This window comes from Streptomyces sp. NPDC014656 (genome assembly GCF_043084305.1).
GTDB lineage: Bacteria > Actinomycetota > Actinomycetes > Streptomycetales > Streptomycetaceae > Streptomyces.
Genome location: NZ_JBIBZN010000001.1, coordinates 336,287 through 353,387, shown reverse-complemented (window position 1 = coordinate 353,387; position 17,101 = coordinate 336,287). Strand labels below are relative to the sequence as shown.

The 17,101-nt window shown below is 74.5% G+C and carries 19 protein-coding genes and 1 tRNA gene; 7 read left to right on the top strand and 13 right to left on the bottom strand.

Annotated elements, in window-relative coordinates; translation table 11 throughout:
• Positions 1-6 precede the first annotated feature (6 nt).
• Positions 7-612 carry a GPP34 family phosphoprotein gene (locus tag ACF1ED_RS01705; RefSeq protein WP_391756382.1) on the top strand — a complete coding sequence of 202 codons (606 nt, stop codon included), beginning with the start codon at positions 7-9 and terminating at the stop codon, positions 610-612.
• A 187-nt stretch (positions 613-799) separates the two neighbouring features.
• Here the strand turns inward: ACF1ED_RS01705 and ACF1ED_RS01700 are convergent.
• Positions 800-873: transfer RNA gene (locus ACF1ED_RS01700), tRNA-Pro, on the bottom strand.
• A gap of 374 nt (positions 874-1,247) precedes the next feature.
• On the opposite strand from ACF1ED_RS01700, the gene ACF1ED_RS01695 reads away from it, so the two are divergent.
• Entirely contained in the window at positions 1,248-2,456 is a 1,209-nt protein-coding gene (locus ACF1ED_RS01695; RefSeq protein ID WP_391756381.1) for an acyl-CoA dehydrogenase family protein, read from the top strand.
• Between the two features lie 60 nt (positions 2,457-2,516).
• Here ACF1ED_RS01695 and ACF1ED_RS01690 read toward each other — a convergent pair whose 3' ends face one another.
• Genes ACF1ED_RS01690 through ACF1ED_RS01670 form a run of 5 tightly spaced genes read right to left on the bottom strand, consistent with a single transcriptional unit; the run spans position 2,517 to position 6,356 of the window.
• A complete protein-coding gene (locus ACF1ED_RS01690; protein ID WP_391756380.1) occupies positions 2,517-3,089 on the bottom strand; it encodes a GAF domain-containing protein in 573 nt (190 codons plus the stop codon).
• A complete protein-coding gene (locus ACF1ED_RS01685; protein ID WP_391756379.1) occupies positions 3,086-3,709 on the bottom strand; it encodes an ATP/GTP-binding protein in 624 nt (207 codons plus the stop codon). The genes ACF1ED_RS01690 and ACF1ED_RS01685 overlap by 4 nt, the downstream gene beginning before the upstream one ends.
• Positions 3,687-4,064 (bottom strand): DUF742 domain-containing protein, encoded by a 378-nt coding sequence (locus ACF1ED_RS01680; protein ID WP_351847471.1) that lies wholly within the window; start codon positions 4,062-4,064, stop codon positions 3,687-3,689. The genes ACF1ED_RS01685 and ACF1ED_RS01680 overlap by 23 nt, the downstream gene beginning before the upstream one ends.
• Positions 4,061-4,495, bottom strand: a complete 435-nt coding sequence (locus ACF1ED_RS01675) for a roadblock/LC7 domain-containing protein (protein WP_351105369.1) — start codon at positions 4,493-4,495, stop codon at positions 4,061-4,063. The genes ACF1ED_RS01680 and ACF1ED_RS01675 overlap by 4 nt, the downstream gene beginning before the upstream one ends.
• Before the next feature lie 7 nt (positions 4,496-4,502).
• Positions 4,503-6,356, bottom strand: coding sequence for a sensor histidine kinase (locus tag ACF1ED_RS01670; protein WP_391756378.1), 1,854 nt, complete (start codon positions 6,354-6,356; stop codon positions 4,503-4,505).
• A 654-nt stretch (positions 6,357-7,010) separates the two neighbouring features.
• On the opposite strand from ACF1ED_RS01670, the gene ACF1ED_RS01665 reads away from it, so the two are divergent.
• The 3 genes from ACF1ED_RS01665 to ACF1ED_RS01655 are packed head-to-tail and all read left to right on the top strand — an operon-like array spanning position 7,011 to position 9,485.
• On the top strand, positions 7,011-8,273 hold the full coding sequence (locus tag ACF1ED_RS01665; protein ID WP_391756377.1) for a hypothetical protein: 1,263 nt from the start codon (positions 7,011-7,013) through the stop codon (positions 8,271-8,273).
• The gene (locus ACF1ED_RS01660) at positions 8,257-9,027 is read left to right on the top strand and encodes a hypothetical protein (protein WP_391756376.1); all 771 of its coding nucleotides are present in this window, start codon (positions 8,257-8,259) and stop codon (positions 9,025-9,027) included. Before ACF1ED_RS01665 ends, ACF1ED_RS01660 begins: the two co-directional genes overlap by 17 nt.
• 50 nt (positions 9,028-9,077) lie before the next feature.
• The gene (locus tag ACF1ED_RS01655; protein ID WP_391756375.1) at positions 9,078-9,485 is read left to right on the top strand and encodes an NTP pyrophosphohydrolase; all 408 of its coding nucleotides are present in this window, start codon (positions 9,078-9,080) and stop codon (positions 9,483-9,485) included.
• A gap of 30 nt (positions 9,486-9,515) precedes the next feature.
• On the opposite strand, the gene ACF1ED_RS01650 is transcribed toward ACF1ED_RS01655, so the two are convergent.
• Positions 9,516-10,796, bottom strand: a complete 1,281-nt coding sequence (locus ACF1ED_RS01650) for a serine hydrolase domain-containing protein (protein WP_391756374.1) — start codon at positions 10,794-10,796, stop codon at positions 9,516-9,518.
• 104 nt (positions 10,797-10,900) lie between these two features.
• Positions 10,901-11,299: an alpha/beta hydrolase gene (locus tag ACF1ED_RS01645; RefSeq protein ID WP_391756373.1), complete on the bottom strand. Its 399-nt coding sequence runs from the start codon at positions 11,297-11,299 to the stop codon at positions 10,901-10,903.
• Here ACF1ED_RS01645 and ACF1ED_RS01640 point away from each other — a divergent pair.
• Together ACF1ED_RS01640 and ACF1ED_RS01635 are read left to right on the top strand one after the other, a co-directional pair.
• A complete protein-coding gene (locus ACF1ED_RS01640; protein ID WP_391756372.1) occupies positions 11,298-12,392 on the top strand; it encodes a mechanosensitive ion channel family protein in 1,095 nt (364 codons plus the stop codon). The two genes, ACF1ED_RS01645 and ACF1ED_RS01640, sit on opposite strands and share 2 nt — an antisense overlap.
• A gap of 36 nt (positions 12,393-12,428) precedes the next feature.
• Positions 12,429-12,941 carry a GNAT family N-acetyltransferase gene (locus ACF1ED_RS01635; protein ID WP_391756371.1) on the top strand — a complete coding sequence of 171 codons (513 nt, stop codon included), beginning with the start codon at positions 12,429-12,431 and terminating at the stop codon, positions 12,939-12,941.
• A 16-nt stretch (positions 12,942-12,957) separates the two neighbouring features.
• On the opposite strand, the gene ACF1ED_RS01630 is transcribed toward ACF1ED_RS01635, so the two are convergent.
• The 5 genes from ACF1ED_RS01630 to ACF1ED_RS01610 form a co-directional block, all read right to left on the bottom strand.
• The gene (locus ACF1ED_RS01630; RefSeq protein ID WP_391756370.1) at positions 12,958-13,116 is read right to left on the bottom strand and encodes a hypothetical protein; all 159 of its coding nucleotides are present in this window, start codon (positions 13,114-13,116) and stop codon (positions 12,958-12,960) included.
• Positions 13,117-13,211: 95 nt separating this feature from the next.
• Positions 13,212-13,853 carry a response regulator gene (locus ACF1ED_RS01625; protein WP_391756369.1) on the bottom strand — a complete coding sequence of 214 codons (642 nt, stop codon included), beginning with the start codon at positions 13,851-13,853 and terminating at the stop codon, positions 13,212-13,214.
• Complete coding sequence (locus ACF1ED_RS01620; protein WP_391756368.1) at positions 13,846-15,156, bottom strand: sensor histidine kinase; 1,311 nt, start codon at positions 15,154-15,156, stop codon at positions 13,846-13,848. The genes ACF1ED_RS01625 and ACF1ED_RS01620 overlap by 8 nt, the downstream gene beginning before the upstream one ends.
• An 11-nt stretch (positions 15,157-15,167) precedes the next feature.
• Positions 15,168-15,929 carry an ABC transporter permease gene (locus tag ACF1ED_RS01615; RefSeq protein ID WP_391756367.1) on the bottom strand — a complete coding sequence of 254 codons (762 nt, stop codon included), beginning with the start codon at positions 15,927-15,929 and terminating at the stop codon, positions 15,168-15,170.
• 65 nt (positions 15,930-15,994) lie between these two features.
• The gene (locus ACF1ED_RS01610) at positions 15,995-16,888 is read right to left on the bottom strand and encodes an ABC transporter ATP-binding protein (protein WP_391756366.1); all 894 of its coding nucleotides are present in this window, start codon (positions 16,886-16,888) and stop codon (positions 15,995-15,997) included.
• Between the last annotated feature and the right edge of the window lie 213 nt (positions 16,889-17,101).

Sequence of the window (17,101 nt, the reverse complement as noted above, 5' to 3'; positions counted from 1 at the left end):
CCGTTCATGAGCACGGCGAAAGACCTGTTCCTCATCTCGGTGGATCCGGGGCCGGGGCCCGACGTGGGGCAGGGCGACCTGTCACTGGCGCTCGCGGGAGCCGAGCTGATCGACCTCGTCGGCGCGGGGGCCGCCGGCGTGGACGGCGACCGCATCGTGCCGGGCGCGCCGTCGGGGCCGGACGACCGGCTTCTGGCCGGGGCCGGGGCGGCACTCGTCCGGCAGCCGCCCTACGAGCGGGTCGAGGACTGGCTGTGGCGCCGGGGCCGGGACCTTTCGGCCGCCTACCGGACCGCGCTCGAGGAGGACGGCGAGCTGAGGCGGAGGCGGAGCGGCCGGCTGCCCTTCGGCCCGGAACGGGTGGAGCCGGCCGACACGCCGGCCTTCCGCCGGGCGGTCGGCCGCCGGGAGGAGGGGGAGCCCGTCCTGGCCGCCCTCGCCTCGGCCGTGGGCATCGGCGGCGAGGTGCGCGAGGAGGAGCCCGGTTTCGACGACGAGGCGGTGACGAGCGTGGTGGCCGCCGTCCACGACGCGGTGATGGAGCTGGAGGCGGTGCGCCGGCGGCGGACCATCGAGAACACGGCCTTCGCCAACGTGTGGCGCGGACCGTGAGCCGGTCGCCCGCGCCGCGCCCCGGCCCCGACGGCGTTCCGGGGCCGGGAGCGTGATGATCCCGCGACCCCGCCGAGCAGGCGTCGGGCCGGGGCGGCCCGGGACGGCCTCGGACGGCCCCCGAAAACGACCGAGGGGCCGTCCCAGACGAATCTGAAACGGCCCCTCGGACCACGACTTCGAAAAGTCGGGACGACAGGATTTGAACCTGCGACCCCTTGACCCCCAGTCAAGTGCGCTACCAAGCTGCGCCACGTCCCGTTACCTGTCTGACCTGGGGTTTCCCCCGGCCCGACGTGCAAGAGAACCATACCGCACTTCCCCCGGTGGTCACGAACCGCTTTGCGGGGGTCACTCCGGGCGGCGGCCCAGCGGATGTCATATGCCAGCGGCATGTGGCGGAAAGACGACCCTCCCCGAGGGCCTTCCGGCGGACGATGTGGCTCCGGATCACCCAAAACATAGTCGGAAGCGATCGTCAACAGCACCTGTTTCGGACAAAGACCGGGGCAATATTGATCCATCACGGAAAGATCAACACCATGAACGGGTCGGCCTGTTCGGGACGGGACCACCGCCGATGCACCACCTGCCCGGATCACGCCGGGCAGGCGCTTCGCAGGGGAGGTACTCGTATGGACAGCTATTTCAGCAGCAGGCTCCATCATCGGCTCCGGGAGACGGTCCGCGGCTTCGCGGAACGGGAGGTGAGGCCCCGCATCGAGGAGATGGAGGCCTCCCGGACGGTGCACCACGAGCTGTCCCGCCGGATCGCCGAGCAGGGCTGGCTGGGCGCGACGATCAGCCCCGAGTACGGCGGCATGGGCGCGGGGCACCTGGCCAAGACGATCATCATCGAGGAGCTGTCCCGGGTCAGCGGCGCCATGGGCGCCATGGTCCAGGCCTCCCAGCTGGGCACCGCCAAGATCGTCCACTTCGGTTCCGACGCCCAGCGCAAGACCTGGCTGCCGAAGGTCGCCTCGGGCGAGTGCCTGCCGACGATCGCGGTGACCGAACCGGAGTCCGGCGGACACGTGCTGGGCATGGAGGCGAGCGCGGTCCGGGACGGCGACGACTACGTCCTCAACGGCAGCAAGGTCTACGTCGGCAACAGCCACGTCGGCGACCTGCACGGCGTGGTGGTCAGGACCGGCCCCGGATCGAAGGGGCTCACCGCCTTCCTCGTCGAAGCCGACCGCCCGGGCTTCCGGCTCGGCCCGCAGCAGCCCGCCATGGGGCTGCACGGCTTCAGCTTCGGCGAGCTGATCTTCGAGGACTGCCGGGTGCCGGCCGCCAACCGGCTGGGCGACGAGGGCGACGGCCTGTCCGTCGCGTACTCCTCCAGCGTGCTGTACGGGCGGGCCAACCTCACCGCCGTCTCGCTCGGCATCCACACGGCGATCCTGGAGGAGACCACCCGCTTCGCCACCGAGCGGATCCGCTACGGCAAGCCGCTCTCCGAGCTGCCGACGGTGAAGCTCAAGCTGGGCCAGATGCAGTCCCGGCTGATGACCGCCCGGCTCGCCGCGTACCACGCGGTGCACCTGCTCGACCAGGGTCTCTCCTGCGACACCGAGCTGATGAACGCCAAGCTGGTGAACGTCGAGTCGGCCATCGACTCCGGCCGCAACGCCATGGAGATCCACGCCGCCGCCGGCCTCTTCACCGACCGCTCCATCGAGCGCTACCTCCGCGACGCGCACCACATCTTCGCGCCGGCCGGCACCTCCGACATCCAGCTCCTCCGGCTGGGCGAGGTCGCCCTCGGCCAGGACAAGGGCAGCTGGTCGGAGCGCCTCTCCGACCTGGTCCGCACCCCGGAGCCGGCGGCCGCCCCCGCGTGACGGACGGGTGAGGGCCCGTACGGCGTGCCGTACGGGCCCTCACCACCGCGCCGTCCCGGGTCAGAACACGCCGTCCTCGCGGCGGTGGATCTGCTCGACCAGCTCCGCCGCCATCGCCTTGATGGTCTCCAGGCCGGACCGGCCCCACGGCCGGACGTCGGTGTCGACCACGCAGATCGTGCCGAGCGCCACGCCGGTGCGGTCGATCAGCGGCGCGCCCATGTAGGAGCGGATGCCGATCTCGTCGACGACCGGGTTGCCCGCGAAGCGCGGGTAGTCGCAGACGTCCTCCAGGACGAGCGCCTTGCGCCGGACCACGACGTGCGGGCAGTAGCCGTGGTCGCGCGCCATGAAGCGGCCGACGCCGCCCGCGCCGGCCGCCGCCGCGCCGAGGTCGCTGCCCGAGTGGGAGCCGCCCGGGGTGTGCAGGCCAGCGAAGAACTGCCGGTTCTCGTCGATGAAGTTGACCATCGAGAACGGGGCTCCGGTCACCTCGGCGAGCCGCTGCGCGAACTCGTCGAAGGCCGGCTCCGGGCGCTCCCCGAGACCGAGTTCGCGCAGCCGCCGGACCCGGTCCGGGGCTTCCTTGTCGATGGGGGTCAGGAGGAGGTGACCGGTCGGGTCGTAGGTCATGGCGTGACTCCGAAGCTCGGCTCGCTGGCCGGGGTCGAGTTGAGGAGGTGCTGGACGAGGGTCAGCAGCGTGCTGATGGCGGAGCTGGAGATCCGGGCGTCGCAGAGGACGATCGGCACCGCCGGGTCGAGGTCGAGGGCCTGCCGGACCTCGTCCGGGTCGTAGCGGAAGGCGCCGTCGAACTCGTTGATCGCCACCACGAAGGCGATGCCGCGCCGCTCGAAGAAGTCGATGGCGGAGAAGCACTCCTGGAGGCGGCGGGTGTCGGCGAGGACGACCGCGCCGAGCGCGCCCTCGGACAGCTCGTCCCACATGAACCAGAACCGCTCCTGGCCCGGGGTGCCGAAGAGGTAGAGGACGTTGCGGTCGTCGAGGGTGATCCGGCCGAAGTCCATGGCCACGGTGGTCGTGGACTTGGACTCCACGCCCTCCAGGCTGTCGGTGGCGGCGCTGACCGAGGTCAGCAGCTCCTCCGTGCTGAGCGGTTCGATCTCGCTGACCGCTCCGACGAAGGTCGTCTTTCCCACGCCGAAACCGCCCGCCACGAGGATCTTCAGCGCGGTGGGGAAGGGGTCGGCAGCGAAACCGTCATGGCGTTCAGAGCCGCTGTCGTAGGCCATCGAGCACTGCCTCCAGCAAGGAACGGTCGGATGGGTTGGCGTGGAAGCGCGGGGCGCGCGCGGTGAGGGCCCCGCAGTCCACGAGGTCGGAGAGGAGGACCTTGGTGACGACGGCCGGGAGCCTTAAGTGCGCCGCGACCTCGGCCACCGAGGTGGGCCCGTCGCACAGCCTGAGGGCCAGGCCGTGCTCGGGGCCCATGTGGGGCTGCGGGGCGGAGCCGGTCGCCATCACCAGGGAGAGCAGGTCGAGCGAGGTGGTGGGCTTGGTCCGTCCGCCGCTCACGGTGTAGGGGCGGATCAGCCGGCCGGCCGCGTCGTCGAGCCAGGGCCCTTCCTGCGGAGGAGACGCGCTCACTGACCGGCGCCACCCGCCGCTGCGGCCGCCTGCCGGGCGGGCGTCACCAGGTACGGGCGGACGCTCTTGACCAGCATCGCCATCTCGTAGCCGAGGACGGCGGCGTCGGCCTCGCGGCCGGCGAGGACGGCCAGGCAGGTGCCGGATCCGGCGGTGGAGACGAAGAGCAGGGTGGAGTCGAGCTCCACGACGACCTGCCGGACCTCGCCGCCGTCGCCGAACCGGACGCCGGCGCTGCGGCCGAGCGAGTAGAGCCCGGAGGCGAGGGCCGCCATGTGGTCGGCCGCGTCGGGGTCGAGCCCGTGGACGGATTTCACCAGCCCGTCGGAGGAGAGCAAAACCGCGCTGCGGGTGTACGGGACCCGCTGGACCAGACCGCTCAGCAGCCAGTCCAGATCCGAGGAATGGCCGGTCGGCACATTGCTCGCCATCGTGTATCTACTCCTTGTGCGCGTCGCCGTGACGCAGCGACTCCTGGGGGGTGGGCTGGGATTCGGCCAGGCCGATCCCACGCTGGAACGCGGCCATCAGGCCGGGGTCGTGCAGGGCGTGCTCCTCGGCGGGCCGGGCCTGCGGCTCGTCGCGCAGCTGCGGGACGAGGTGTTCCTGGGCGCGCCGCTTGGGCAGGTCGGGCCGGCCGGGCGCCTCCGCGCGGGGCGCCGGCGGGACCGGCGGCACGGCGGAGCCGTAGCCGGTCGCGGCGGTGCCGTGCTCCGCGTACCCGTTCGCCGCTCCGGTGCGGGAGGGGACGAAGGGGTTCGGGGCGGCGGGGCCCTCCGGCCGGGCGGCGGGCGCGGGGGACGCGGCCGGCGCCGCGGGGGCGGGGGGCTGGTAGGGGTACGCGGCGGGGGCCGGGGCCTCCGCCGGTACGGGCGCGGGGGCCGGGGTCCCGGCCGGCGGCAGCGGGGCGGAGGGGGTGCCGCTTAGGGGGTGCTGCGGCCGGTCGTGCTGCACCGGTACCTGGGGCTGCTGGGGGGGCTGCGGCTGCTGGGGCGGCAGCGGGGTGGAGCCGGTGACCGCGGCGGTCTGCCGCTCGTGCTGGGCGAGGCCCTCCGGATCGGCGCCGAGGAGGCCCTGCGGGAGGACGAGGACGGCCTGGATGCCGCCGTAGATGTTCGACTGGAGGCGGACGGCGATGCCGTGGCGCCGGGCCAGCGCGGAGACGACGAAGAGGCCGATCCGGCCGTCCTGGAGCAGGTGGGCGACGTTGACCTGGTCGGGGTCGGCGAGCAGGGCGTTCATCTTGTTCTGCTCGCCGACGGGCATGCCGAGTCCGCGGTCCTCGACCTCGATGGCGAGGCCGGCGGTGACGTACTGGGCGCGCAGCAGCACGGTGGTGTGCGGCGCGGAGAACACCGTGGCGTTCTCGACGAGTTCGGCGAGGAGGTGGATGACGTCGGCGACGGCGTGGCCGCGCAGGGTGCCGTCGATCGGCGGGACGAGCTTGACCCGGGGGTACTGCTCGACCTCGGCGATGGAGGAGCGGAGGACCTCGGTCATGGTGACCGGGTTGGACCACTGGCGGCGGGAGATCGCGCCGCCGAGGACGGCGAGGTTCTCGGCGTGGCGGCGGATGCGGGTGGCCAGGTGGTCGACCTGGAAGAGGCCCTTGAGCAGGTCGGGGTCCTCGACCTCGTTCTCCAGCTCGTCGAGGAGCTGGATCTCGCGGTGGACGAGGGACTGGAGCCGGCGGGCGAGGTTCACGAAGACCTCGACCTTCTGCTCGTTGCCGACGCTGCTGGAGAGCCGGGAGGCCTGGACCACGGCGGCGACGGCGGCCTCGTGGGAGCGGGTCAGTTCGGCGCCGAGCCGGTCGAACTCGTCGCCTCCGGTGGCGTCGGGGAGGGCGGGCCGGGGGGCCGGGTCCTCGCCGCGGCGCAGCTGTTCGACGAGCGTGCGCAGCTCGCCCTGGTCCTGGGCGGCGTCGCGGCGCAGCGCGGCGACGCGGTCGAGGACGGCCCGGGCGGCGCGGTCGGCGCCGAGTGCCGCGGCGGTCACCGAGGCGATGGCGAGTGCGGCGGCTCCGGTGAGCGCGGCCCACAGCCCGGGGGTGGGGGTGGTGCCGGTCGAGCGGAGGGTGAAGAGGACGGCGGCGGCGCCGCCGAGGGCGACCGCGACGGCGGGGAGGACCGAGGTGCGCAACAGCTGGGGCCGTATGCGGACTTCGGCGGGAGCGGCCGTCGCGGCCCTGGCCGGGCCGGTGCCGGTGGTCGTGGTGCGGGCGCCCGAACGGCCGTGCCGCCCGCCCTCGCGGCGGTCGGACCGCGGGGAGGGTGCGCGAAGTTGTGACATGGGTGTCCTTGGTACGTGCCCGGGAAATCGGCGTACTGAGGGGTACTTGGGGGGACTCGTGGGCTGGGGGGAGGGGACGGCAGGTGCGATGAGCCTACCGATGATCACCGACCACACACTGTAGTCGTCAACCGTTCATGTGCGGTGCGCAGTTGGCAAACTTGCCCGTAGACCTGCGAAGTCTGCTATTGCCATCCGTCCGACAGGCCGAGATCGATTGGCCGAAAGTCGCCATCGTGGCGCGGGAGTTGCCGGGAACGGAATCGTGCGAAAGAGGGCGGAGGCGCCAATTGACCTCCCTTCTCTGCGGAAACGTCTCCGCCGCGCCCGCGACCGGAATCCCTCGAAGGGGGTCGGATCCGGCCGTCATGACCCCGGCCGTCACGGAGCGTGAACACCTCCGGGTGGGTCCCGTACGAGGTCGGGCCGGGGCCCGTCCGGGGGCCGGAGGCGGCCAGGGCCGGAGGCGGCCGTAACCGTCGGTAAGACCGGAACCGGCCATCCGTGCGGAGTCCGCCGGCGGGTGCGGGGGACGGAGCCCGGCGGGCCGCCGGCCGTCGCCCCGGAAGTCCGTTGTCCGCCCCCGGGGCCCGTGAGAGCATCGGCGCTCCGCGCAGTCCACCACCATCCCTCCGCGAAGGACGGGTACCGCTGATGTACACGACAGAGCCGGCAGAAGCCCGCATCGAGGCCGCGGGGAGCGTCCTGGTCGCGCCCTCGGCGGTGCGGGACGGCGGCCTGGGCGGGGAGTTCGCCGGGGTCGTCATGACGCCGGAACGGCTCTCCTCCGGCGCGCCCGACCTCGCGGGGAGGACCGTCTACCTGTGCGGGGACCTCTCCCGGATCGACGCGGGGCGGCTGCGCGCCGCCGAGCGGGTGTTCGTCGTCAGGGAGCTCTCCCGGGGGCGGGGTTCCGCCGGGGGCGCCGGCCCGTCCTGGACCCCCGTCGGACTCGGCCGGGTCCCCCTGCGGGTGCACGGCGTCGGCGTGCACTACCGCCGCTTCTTCGAGCCCGGGGACGGTCACTACGGACGGATCCGCGCGGAGCACGAGTTCCAGTCCCTCACGGAGTCCACCAAGCCCGGCACCGCGCACCGCAGCGGGATCTACCTGACGCCCGTCACGCGGGACGGCGACGCGCTGCACTTCCGGCTGCTCCGGTGCTCCACGAACCTCTCGGGGCCGACCGAGGGCTTCGGCCCGACCGACACGGAGGTCGTCGGGGAGCTGAACCGCGAGGCGGACGCCGTCTTCCGGGGCCACGCACCGCTCAACCACGTCCTCGCGCAGGTCTACCACAACACCCGGGCCACGGCGGAGCGCAAGCAGTCCAAGGCCAGGATCTCGGCCCACGCCGACAAGACCAAGGACATGCCCGTCAACGGCGTCATGGCCTTCTGCACCTTCTACGACGGGCTCGACGGACTGAGCCCGCTGGCCGGCGACCCCTTCGACCTCGGCGTGAAGGGGACCAGCGGGCTGACCCGGCTCCACTTCCGCCTCAAGGAGACGGCCGCCCGCGGGGGCGACCGGGAGGACGGCCGGGAGAGCGAAGGGGGCCCGCTCCCCGCGCGGTTCACCGTGACGCTCCACCCCGGCTCCGTCTTCTTCATGCCGCTGTCCACCAACCGCCTGTACACGCACGAGATCCGGCCCTCGGGGCTGGCCGCGGAGCTGCTCCCGACCCGCCTGGGCTACGTGGTGCGCTGCTCGGGCACCGAGGCCGTGCACCGGGACGGGCGCACCTTCCTCAAGCGGGACGGCGACGTGGTGGAGCTGGAGGCGCCCACGCCGGACGGGATGGAGGAACTGCGCGGGCTGTACGCCGAGGAGAACAGGACCTCGTCCCCCGTCGACTACGGCGGCAGGTTCCTCTTCAGCATGAACACGGGGGACTACCGTGCCCCCCGCGCCTAGGATCCCGGACCTGGTCCTCTCGTGCGCGGTGCCGGAGGAGGAGGACCTCTTCGCGGAGCTGTCCGCGGCGACCGGCTGGGAGGACGTGGGGAAGGGCCGGCGGGGCGCCGTGCTCACCCGGGTCGACGAGTCGGGCGGGGTGCCGCTCGTACGGACGACCACGCGGTACGCCCGCCCGGCACAGCGGTTCCGGGCCGTGCACGAACGGCTGGCCCGGCGGGTCCGGGAGCGCGCGGGGCTTCCGGTCGCGTTCGACAACGCCCTCGCCGAGACGTACACGAACGCCTACCGGACCATGGGCGCCCACTCCGACCAGGCCCTCGACCTGGCCGAGGGGTCGTTCATCGCCGTCTTCTCCTGCTACGAGCACCCCGACGCGGGCCCGCCCAGGAAGCTGGTGTTCGCGTCGAAGGAGCCGGACGGCGAGAGGTACGAGGTCCCCCTCGTCCACCACGGGGTCGTCGCGTTCTCGGTCGCCGCGAACCGGCGGCTCAGGCACCGGATCGTCCTCGACGCGCCCGGCCCGGTGGCGGACAACCGGTGGCTGGGGGTCACCTTCCGCACCTCGAAGACCCTCCTGCGGTTCCGCGACGGAGCCGCGCACCTCCCGGGGGGCGCTCGCCTCGCCCTGGCCGACGAGGAACAGAGCCGCGCGTTCTACCGGCTGCGGCGCCTGGAGAACGAGGGCACCGACTTCGTCTACCCGCCGCTGGCGTACACCGTCAGCGGGAGCGATCTGATGCCGCCCGTCTGACGCGCGTCCCCGGCCGGCCGCCCGGCCGTCCCGGCTGCCATCCTGGCCCCATGGACACCGAAGAGCCCCCGCCGCGTCCGCTGCTCGTCGTGGACGGCGCCAACGTCGTGGGCTCCGTGCCGGACGGCTGGTGGCGCGACCGGCGGGGGGCCGCCGAGCGGCTGCGGGACCGGCTGGCAGCGCACGGCGGCCCCGTCGACGGGCCGTACCCGGGGCCGTACGAGATCGTGCTGGTGGTCGAGGGGCGGGCGCGGGGGGTGGAGTCCGTGCCCGGCGTGCGCGTGGAGGAGGCCGCCGGCAGCGGGGACGACCTGATCGCCGCGCTCGCCCGCGAGGCCAGCGGCCGGCCGTGCCTGGTGATCACGTCCGACCGTGAGCTGCGCCGCCGGGTGGAGGAGACGGGCGCCCGCTGCGCGGGGCCGCGCGGCCTCCCCGGGGCGACCGGCCGGAGCCGCTAGTCGGGACGGCCGGTCGCGAGGGCGTACGGGTCAGTGGCGTTCGGGCAGGTCCCGCTCTGCGGGCAGCGGTGCCGCGTCGGCCGTCGCCGCTCCGGAGGCGGTGCGCGCGGACGGCGCGGGCGCCGGCTTCGGGCCGCAGAAGGCCGCTTCCAGGGTGCCGCCGAGCGCCGTGTTCGCGGCGCCGTGGTTGGAGGTGTTCGCGACCGCCGAGAGGCTGCGCCGGCCGTCGCGGGTCGAGAAGGCGTACGTGTAGAAGCCCTGCACGGTGCCGGTGTGGCCGTACACGCGGGCGCCGCAGGACAGGTCGTACCGGCGCAGGCCGAGCCCGTAGAAGCGGGTGCCGGTGGTGTCCGTCGGGGTGACGGTCGTCATGGCGTCCAGCATCTCCGGGGAGAGCAGCCGGCCGCGCATCAGCGCGCTGGTGAAGGTGTTCAGGTCGGCGGGGCTGGAGATGACCGCACCCGCGGACTGCGCCCAGGAGACGGTCTGTTCGGTGGAGTCCACCAGTGGCTCGCCGGCCGCGTCGGGGTGCAGATAGCCCCGCACGGCCAGGCCCTTGATGCGGGTGTCGGGGTGGACGTAGGAGGTGTCGCGCAGCTTGAGCGGCTTGAAGATCCGGCGCTCGTAGGCGCGGTCCACCGGCCGGCCGGTGAGCTTCTCGATGAGCATGCCGACGACCACGAAGTTCGCGTTCGAGTAGCGGTACGCCACGCCGGGCTCGGTGGTGCGCGGCTCGCTCAGCGACAGGTCGACCAGCTCCTGGTACGTGAACACCCGGTTCCGTACGGCCTCGAAGCCCGGCACGGTGTCGGCGAACATCGCGTTGGTGTAGTCCGCGAGGCCGCTGCGGTGGGTGAGCAGGTGGCGGACGGTGATGCGGTCGTCGGGCAGCAGCCCCGGCAGGTGGCGGTTGACCGGATCGTCGAGCTCCAGCCGTCCCTCGTCCACCAGTTGCAGCAGCACCACGGCGGAGAAGGTCTTGCTGACGCTGCCGATCCGGAAGCGGGCGTGGATGTCCATCGGCGCGCCCGAGGCACGGTCGCGGACGCCCTCGGTCAGGCTCTCGACCCCGCCGGGGCCGGAGAAGCGGGCCATCGCGCCCGGAGCGCCTGCGGCCATGGCCGCGTCCAGGGCGGCGACGATGCCGTCCACGTCCGGCGCGGGGGCCTCGGCCACGGCCGGCGGGGCGGAGACGGGCGCGGGCGCGGGGGCGGCGAAGGCGGTCGTGGCGGGGGCCAGTCCGGCGGCGAGGGCGGCGGCCAGGGTGGCGGCGGCGCCGGCGGTCAGGCGACGGTGGGACGTCAGGGGCACGGTGGATCCTCGGCTGCTCACGTGGTGTTCGGCGCGGCGCACGCCATCCGTGGCCGCGGGGCCGGGGCACGCTCGTCGGCTCCGACCGCGTCCCCTCCCGACGATCATGAGGGGCTCAGGCGGCGAAAGGTTCCAGGCGCGCCCTCCGGTTTCCGCCGCCCGTCGGTCGTCGTCAGACAGGCGGTGGCGGTCGCGTCGGCGCGGGACCCGGAACCGTGGACGCCGTGGCCCTGTCCGCCGAGGACGGTGACCAGCCGGGCGCCCTTCGCGACCCGGCGCAGGCCCTGGCCGCTGACCAGCGGCGTCCGGGAGTCCCGCTCGTTCCGACGGACCAGAAGGCGGCGTCCACGTGGTCCGCGGGGATCCCGGCGGCCCCGGGGCCGCCGGGGGCGGCGGGACGGGCCGGGGCGGGGCGGACCTCGTACGCCCCGAGGAGGAGGAGTCGCCGGAAGAGTGGTCCCGGAACGGTTTGACCGGGGCGCCGACGGTGAGGCGGAGCCCATGGAGAATTCGCTGCGGCTGATGATCGCCCTGTGCGGCTCGGCACTGGTCGCGTACGCCGTCGTGCGGGCGGCGGACCTGGTGACCCGGCGCGCGGACGCCCGGCGCCCCGGGACGCCCCTGTGGGGGCTGCTGCGCCGCTGTCGTACGCCCCTGTTCGTCGTCCTGTTCACGGCCCTGCTCGGCTGGGCCGTGCGCGCCACCGGCTGGACCCCGGCGCGGGACTACGCCGGGGTCGTCGACCGGATCCGGGTGCTGTGCCTGATCGGCAGCGGGGCCTGGCTGACGGTGCGGTTCGCCGCCGCGCTGGTGGAGTCCTCCTACGCGCGCTACGCCGGGCGCACGCTCGACCGGGCCCGGGTGCGCCGGGTGCGGACCCAGGTCACCCTGCTCACCCGGGTCGTGTCGGTGGCCGTCGGGGTGCTCGCCTGCGCGGTGGCGCTCGTGACCTTCCCGTCGTTCCGGGCGCTCGGCACCTCGCTGCTCGCCTCCGCCGGGATCATCGGCATCGTGGCCGGCGTGGCGGCGCAGTCGACGCTCGGCAACCTCTTCGCCGGCTTCCAGATCGCCTTCGGCGACATGGTCCGGATCGGCGACACCGTCGTCGTGGACGGCGAGTGGGGGCTGGTCGAGGAGATCACCCTGACCTTCCTCACCGTGCGCACCTGGGACGAGCGGCGGGTCACGCTGCCGGTCTCGTACTTCACCTCGCGGCCCTTCGAGAACTGGTCCCGGGGCGGTGCCGAGATGACGGGCACGGTGTTCCTCCACTGCGACCACGCCACGCCGGTGCCGCTCCTGCGGGCCCATCTGCGCCGCTTCCTCGACGACTGCCCCGGCTGGGACCGGCGCGGCTGGGACCTCTCGGTGACGGAGACCTCCCCGACCGGCATCACCGTCCGCGCGCTGGTCACGGCCAAGGACCCCGACGAGCTGTGGACCGTGCGCTGCGCCGTGCGCGAGGAGCTGGTCCGCTGGCTGTCCGAGGAGCAGCCGGCGGCGCTGCCGAAGGTCGTGACGGCCCCGCCCCCGCCCCCGGCCGCCGCGCCGGCGCCGGCGCCCCGACGCGGCGGCGAGCGGCTGTCCGGCGGCTGACTCCCGTCCGGCGGCGGCATGGGGCAGGCTGGGGGGATGAGCGACTTGCACGGTGCCGCCGTCGTCCTGCGTCCCGCCGTCCCCGGGGACGTCCCCGCCCTGGCCGCCGTCCGGGCCACGCCCGAGGTGCGGGCCCGCTGGCGCGGCGCGGACGACCTGGCCGGCGAGGTCGCCGCCGACCTGGAGGACCCCGCCACGCGCTGTCTGACGATCCGTCACCAGGGCCGGATCGTCGGCATGATCCAGTGGTACGCCGAGGACGAACCGGACTACCGGCACGCCGGCATCGACCTGTTCCTCGACCCGTCGGTGCACGGCCGGGGCCTGGGCACGGACGCCGTCCGCACCCTCGCCCGCCATCTCGTCGACGACCACGGCTTCCACCGGCTGGTCATCGATCCGGCCGCCGACAACGCGGCGGCGATCCGCTGCTACGAGAAGGCCGGGTTCCGCCCCGTCGGGGTGATGCGCCAGTACGAGCGCGGCGCGGACGGCACCTGGCACGACGGCCTGCTGATGGACCTGCTGGCGTCGGAGCTGGTGCGCTGAGCGGCACCCGCCGCGGTCAGTCGCCCCCGCAGCCCCCGCAGCCCCCGCCGCAGCCGCCTCCGTCGCCCCCGGCGCCGCCGGAGCCGCCGCTTCCTCCGCCGCCGCCGCTCTCGAAGGCGCTGACGACGGCCCAGACGACGACCGCGATGACCACGAGTCCCAGGAAGTCCGCCACGGTGTCCCCTCCCCGCGCCGTCCCACGACGGCTCCCCACGGGTATACCCAGCCCGCCGCGCGCCGGAGCGCGCGCGGCGGCACGGGCCGCGCGGATCAGCCCCGGCCGAGGATCCCCCGGTCGTAGCCGGCGGCGACGGCCGCCGCCCGGTCCTTGACGGCGAGCTTGGCGTAGATGTGGGTGAGGTGGGTCTTCACCGTGGCCTCGCTGATGAAGAGTCCGGCGGCGATCTCGCGGTTGGAGGTGCCCCGGGCGACCAGGACGAGGATCTCGCGCTCACGGGCGGAGAGGGTGTCGTCGACGGGCCCGGCGGGCCGGCGCACGGCGCTCACCAGGCGGGTGGCGACGGCCGGGGAGAGGACGGTGCGGCCCTCGGCGGCGGCCCGGACGGCGGCGAACAGCTCCTCGCGGGGCGCGTCCTTGAGGAGGTAGCCGGTCGCGCCCGCCTCGATGGCGGGGAGGGTGTCGGTGTCGGTGTCGTACGTGGTGAGCACGAGGATCCGGGCCCGGGCGCCGTGCCGGGCGAGGGCGGCGATGGCGTCGACGCCGCCGCCCGCGGGCATCCGCAGGTCCATGAGGACGACGTCCGGGTCGAGGCGGAGGGCCAGCTCGACGGCTTCGACGCCCCCGGACGCCTCGCCCAGGACCCGGAACCCGGGGCCGGCGTCGAACATGCCGCGCAGGCCGTCCCGGACGACGGGGTGGTCGTCGACGAGGAGCAGGGTGATCTCAGTCATGGCGGGCCAACGGTACGCGAACGGAGATCGCCGTGCCCTCCCCCGCCGCCGACTCGATCCCGACCTCCCCGGCGAGGCGTTCGGCACGGGCCCGCATGCCGTCCAGCCCGAAGCCCCCGTGGGAGCCCCGGGCGGGCGGCGCGGCCGGGTCGAAGCCGCGCCCGTCGTCGCGGATGTCGAGGACGACCTCGTCGCCCATGTACGAGAGCGTGATGCCGGCCCGGGTCGCCCCGGAGTGGCGTTCGGCGTTGGCCAGCGCCTCCTGGGCGATCCGGAGCAGGGTGGCGGCGACCTCGTCGTGGAGGGGGCGGGGGGTGCCGGTGGCCGTGAACCGCGCGGTGATGCCGGTGCGTTCGGCCCAGGCGCCGGCGGTCTTCGCCAGCGCCTCGGGCAGCGTGTCGTGCTCCAGGGCGGCCGGGCCGAGGTCCTGCACGGAGCGGCGGGCCTCGCCGAGGCTGTGCCGGGCGAGGCCGGCGGCCCGCCGGCGGTGGACGCGGGCCTGGTCCTCGTCGGCGGTCTCGGCGGCCTGGAGCTGGGCGATGATGCCGATGAGCCCCTGGGCGAGGGTGTCGTGGATCTCGGCGGCGAGCCGGCGCCGCTCGTCGGCGACGCCGGCCTCCCGGGCCTGGAGGACGAGTTGGGCCTGGAGGGTGGCGTTCTCGGCGAGTGCCTGCTCCAGGCGGGCGTTGGTCCGGGCGAGCTGGGCGATGGTCGCGGAGCGTTCGGCGGCCTTCTCGGTCTCCTTGGCGCCGAGGTGCGCGAGGCCGACGGCGAGGCTCGCGTTGAGCAGGAACAGTCCGCCGAAGGCGACCCAGTGGAGGGTGGAGGCGGGCGGCAGTCCGCCGGCCTGGGAGCCGGCCAGGGTGAGGGCCACGGCGAGCAGTCCCGCACGGGTGAACACCGGCCGGGGCGGCAGGAGTTGGACGGCGTCGAAGTAGCCGACGCACGCGTGGACGGCGAAGAACGGGTTGAGCCAGGTCAGGGCGAAGGCGAGCGCCGTCCGCAGGACGAAGTAGGCGACGGAGCCGGGCCCGGGGGCGCCCGGGACGAGCACGACCGGCCCGGTGCCGTCCCCGGCCCCCCGCGGTGGCGCGGCCGCCCGCCGGGTGTGCCAGCACAGCTGGAGGGCGAGGGCGGCGGCGACCAGGACGCCCGCGGCGGCCTTCTCGGGACCGCTCATCAGCTCGCCCGCGGTGGCGGCGGCGAGCGCCGTGGCGATGCCGAGGAGCGCGTACGGCCCCCAGCGGAAGAACTGCCGCCACCGTTCCTCGACCGTCGCCGCCGTCTCCGGCACCCCGCCCACCGTCCCCTCCCTCACTCCCAGCGGAAGCGGCGGATCGCCGCAGCCGTCAGGACGACCGCCCAGAAGAGCATCGCCCCGGCCGCGAGCGGGCTCGGCCAGCCGCCGCGCGCCGCCTCGTCGAGGGCCCGCGAGGCGGCGCCGAACGGCGTGAACTCGACGATCCGGCGCAGCGTATCCGGCATGGCCTGGACGGGCACCCAGACTCCCGCCGTGAACATCGTCGGGAAGAAGACCGCCGTGCCGACGGCGGTGGCGATCTTCTGGGTGCGGGAGAGCGCGCAGACGGCCGCGCCGAGGGCGAGCGAGCCGCCGGCGGCGAGCAGCAGCGCGGCGAGGTACCCGGGGAGGTTCCCGGGGAGGGCGACGCCGAGGGCGGCCCGGCCGACCGCGGTCACGAGCAGGGCGGAGACCAGCGCGGCGGCGGCGTGCAGCACGAGCTGGGCGGTGAGCAGCGCGGCCGGGCGGACCGGGGTGGCGGACATCCGGCGCAGGATGCCGCGCTCGCGGTAGCCGGCGAGGACCGGCGGCATGGCCTGGAGCCCGGCCATGATCAGGGCGAAGAGGACGGAGACGGGGACGTAGAGGTCGATCACGCGGCGGCCGCCGAGGTCCGGGGACGCCTCCCGCAGGGACGGGACGAGCCCGAGGATCACCAGGAGGAGGGTCGGCGAGGCCATCACCCAGAACAGGGAGGCCGGTTCGCGGGCGAAGAGGCGGGCCTCGGTCCTGAGGACCGCGCGGGTGGCGGAGGCCGGTGCGGTGGTGCTGGCCATGGGACTGCTCCTGTCGGGGAGGCGTGCGGCCGGACGTGGGCCGGGTGGGGTTCAGGAGGCGGGGTTCAGGAGGTGAGGTCGAGGTAGGCGTCGTCGAGGGTGGTGTCGGTGATGCGCAGTCCGCGGGCGGTGACCGCGCGGCGGGCGAGCAGCGACACGAAGGCGTCGACGGTCGCGTCCGTGCCGGTCACGACGGTCCGGCCGTCGCGGACGGTCACGTCGGCGGCGCCGGGCAGGGCCAGGAGTTCGGCCGGCTCCAGCGGGCTGTCGGCGGCGAAGGAGATCACCCGGGCGGTGGCGGTGCGGCCGATGAGGCCGGCGGGGGTGTCGACGGCGGTGACCCGGCCGCGGTCGATCACCGCGATCCGGTCGCAGAGGCGCTGGGCCTCCTCCATGACGTGGGTGACGAGGAGGACGGTGACGCCGGTCGCGCGGACCGACTCGACGAGGGCCCAGGTGTCGCGGCGGGCCCGGGGGTCGAGCCCGGTGGTGAGTTCGTCGAGGATGACGGCGCGGGGGTCGCCGACGAGGGCGAGCGCGATGAACAGCCGCTGCTTCTGCCCGCCGGACAGCTTCCCGAACCGGACGTCCAGATGGGCTTCGAGCCCGAGCCGGCCGGCGAGCGCGTGCCGGTCGGCGGGCCGCTCGTAGAAGGAGGCGTACAGCTCCAGCGCCTCCCGGACGGTGAGCCTGGCCTGGAGTTCGCTCTGCTGGAGCTGGACGCCGAGCAGCCGGGTGACCCGGTCGTGGTCGGCGACGGGGTCCAGGCCCGCCACCCGCACCACGCCGGAGTCGGCGGCCCGGAGTCCGGCCACGCATTCGACGGTGGTGGTCTTTCCGGCGCCGTTGGGCCCGAGGATCCCGAAGACCTCTCCCTCGTCCACGGAGAAGGAGACGCCGTCGACGGCCTTCCGCTCTCCGTACGCCTTGCGCAGGTCCCGCACTTCGATCATCGGCATGCCCCCACGATCGTCCCCGCGGGGGCTTCCCCACATCCTCCGTCCCGCTCGACCGGCGATCAGCCGATCGGACGATGGCGGTACGACGTCCGGGCGGGTCCGGAGCGCGCGGGCGGGGCCGGACGCCGGGCCCGGGGGCGCCCCGCCGGAACCGCGGGCCCTTCGGGAACGTCTGCTTCCAGGGGGTCGCCCGGTGGCCGAGGGGAAGGAAGG

What these genes read in the sequence shown, in the direction of transcription:
- ACF1ED_RS01705 (WP_391756382.1), top strand. Translation starts at nt 7, where the DNA reads ATGAGCACGGCGAAAGACCTGTTCCTCATCTCGGTGGATCCGGGGCCG.
- ACF1ED_RS01695 (WP_391756381.1), top strand. Translation starts at nt 1,248, where the DNA reads ATGGACAGCTATTTCAGCAGCAGGCTCCATCATCGGCTCCGGGAGACG.
- ACF1ED_RS01690 (WP_391756380.1), bottom strand. Translation starts at nt 3,089, where the DNA reads ATGACCTACGACCCGACCGGTCACCTCCTCCTGACCCCCATCGACAAG.
- ACF1ED_RS01685 (WP_391756379.1), bottom strand. Translation starts at nt 3,709, where the DNA reads ATGGCCTACGACAGCGGCTCTGAACGCCATGACGGTTTCGCTGCCGAC.
- ACF1ED_RS01675 (WP_351105369.1), bottom strand. Translation starts at nt 4,495, where the DNA reads ATGGCGAGCAATGTGCCGACCGGCCATTCCTCGGATCTGGACTGGCTG.
- ACF1ED_RS01670 (WP_391756378.1), bottom strand. Translation starts at nt 6,356, where the DNA reads ATGTCACAACTTCGCGCACCCTCCCCGCGGTCCGACCGCCGCGAGGGC.
- ACF1ED_RS01665 (WP_391756377.1), top strand. Translation starts at nt 7,011, where the DNA reads ATGTACACGACAGAGCCGGCAGAAGCCCGCATCGAGGCCGCGGGGAGC.
- ACF1ED_RS01655 (WP_391756375.1), top strand. Translation starts at nt 9,078, where the DNA reads ATGGACACCGAAGAGCCCCCGCCGCGTCCGCTGCTCGTCGTGGACGGC.
- ACF1ED_RS01640 (WP_391756372.1), top strand. Translation starts at nt 11,298, where the DNA reads ATGGAGAATTCGCTGCGGCTGATGATCGCCCTGTGCGGCTCGGCACTG.
- ACF1ED_RS01645 (WP_391756373.1), bottom strand. Translation starts at nt 11,299, where the DNA reads ATGGGCTCCGCCTCACCGTCGGCGCCCCGGTCAAACCGTTCCGGGACC.
- ACF1ED_RS01635 (WP_391756371.1), top strand. Translation starts at nt 12,429, where the DNA reads ATGAGCGACTTGCACGGTGCCGCCGTCGTCCTGCGTCCCGCCGTCCCC.
- ACF1ED_RS01625 (WP_391756369.1), bottom strand. Translation starts at nt 13,853, where the DNA reads ATGACTGAGATCACCCTGCTCCTCGTCGACGACCACCCCGTCGTCCGG.
- ACF1ED_RS01615 (WP_391756367.1), bottom strand. Translation starts at nt 15,929, where the DNA reads ATGGCCAGCACCACCGCACCGGCCTCCGCCACCCGCGCGGTCCTCAGG.
- ACF1ED_RS01610 (WP_391756366.1), bottom strand. Translation starts at nt 16,888, where the DNA reads ATGCCGATGATCGAAGTGCGGGACCTGCGCAAGGCGTACGGAGAGCGG.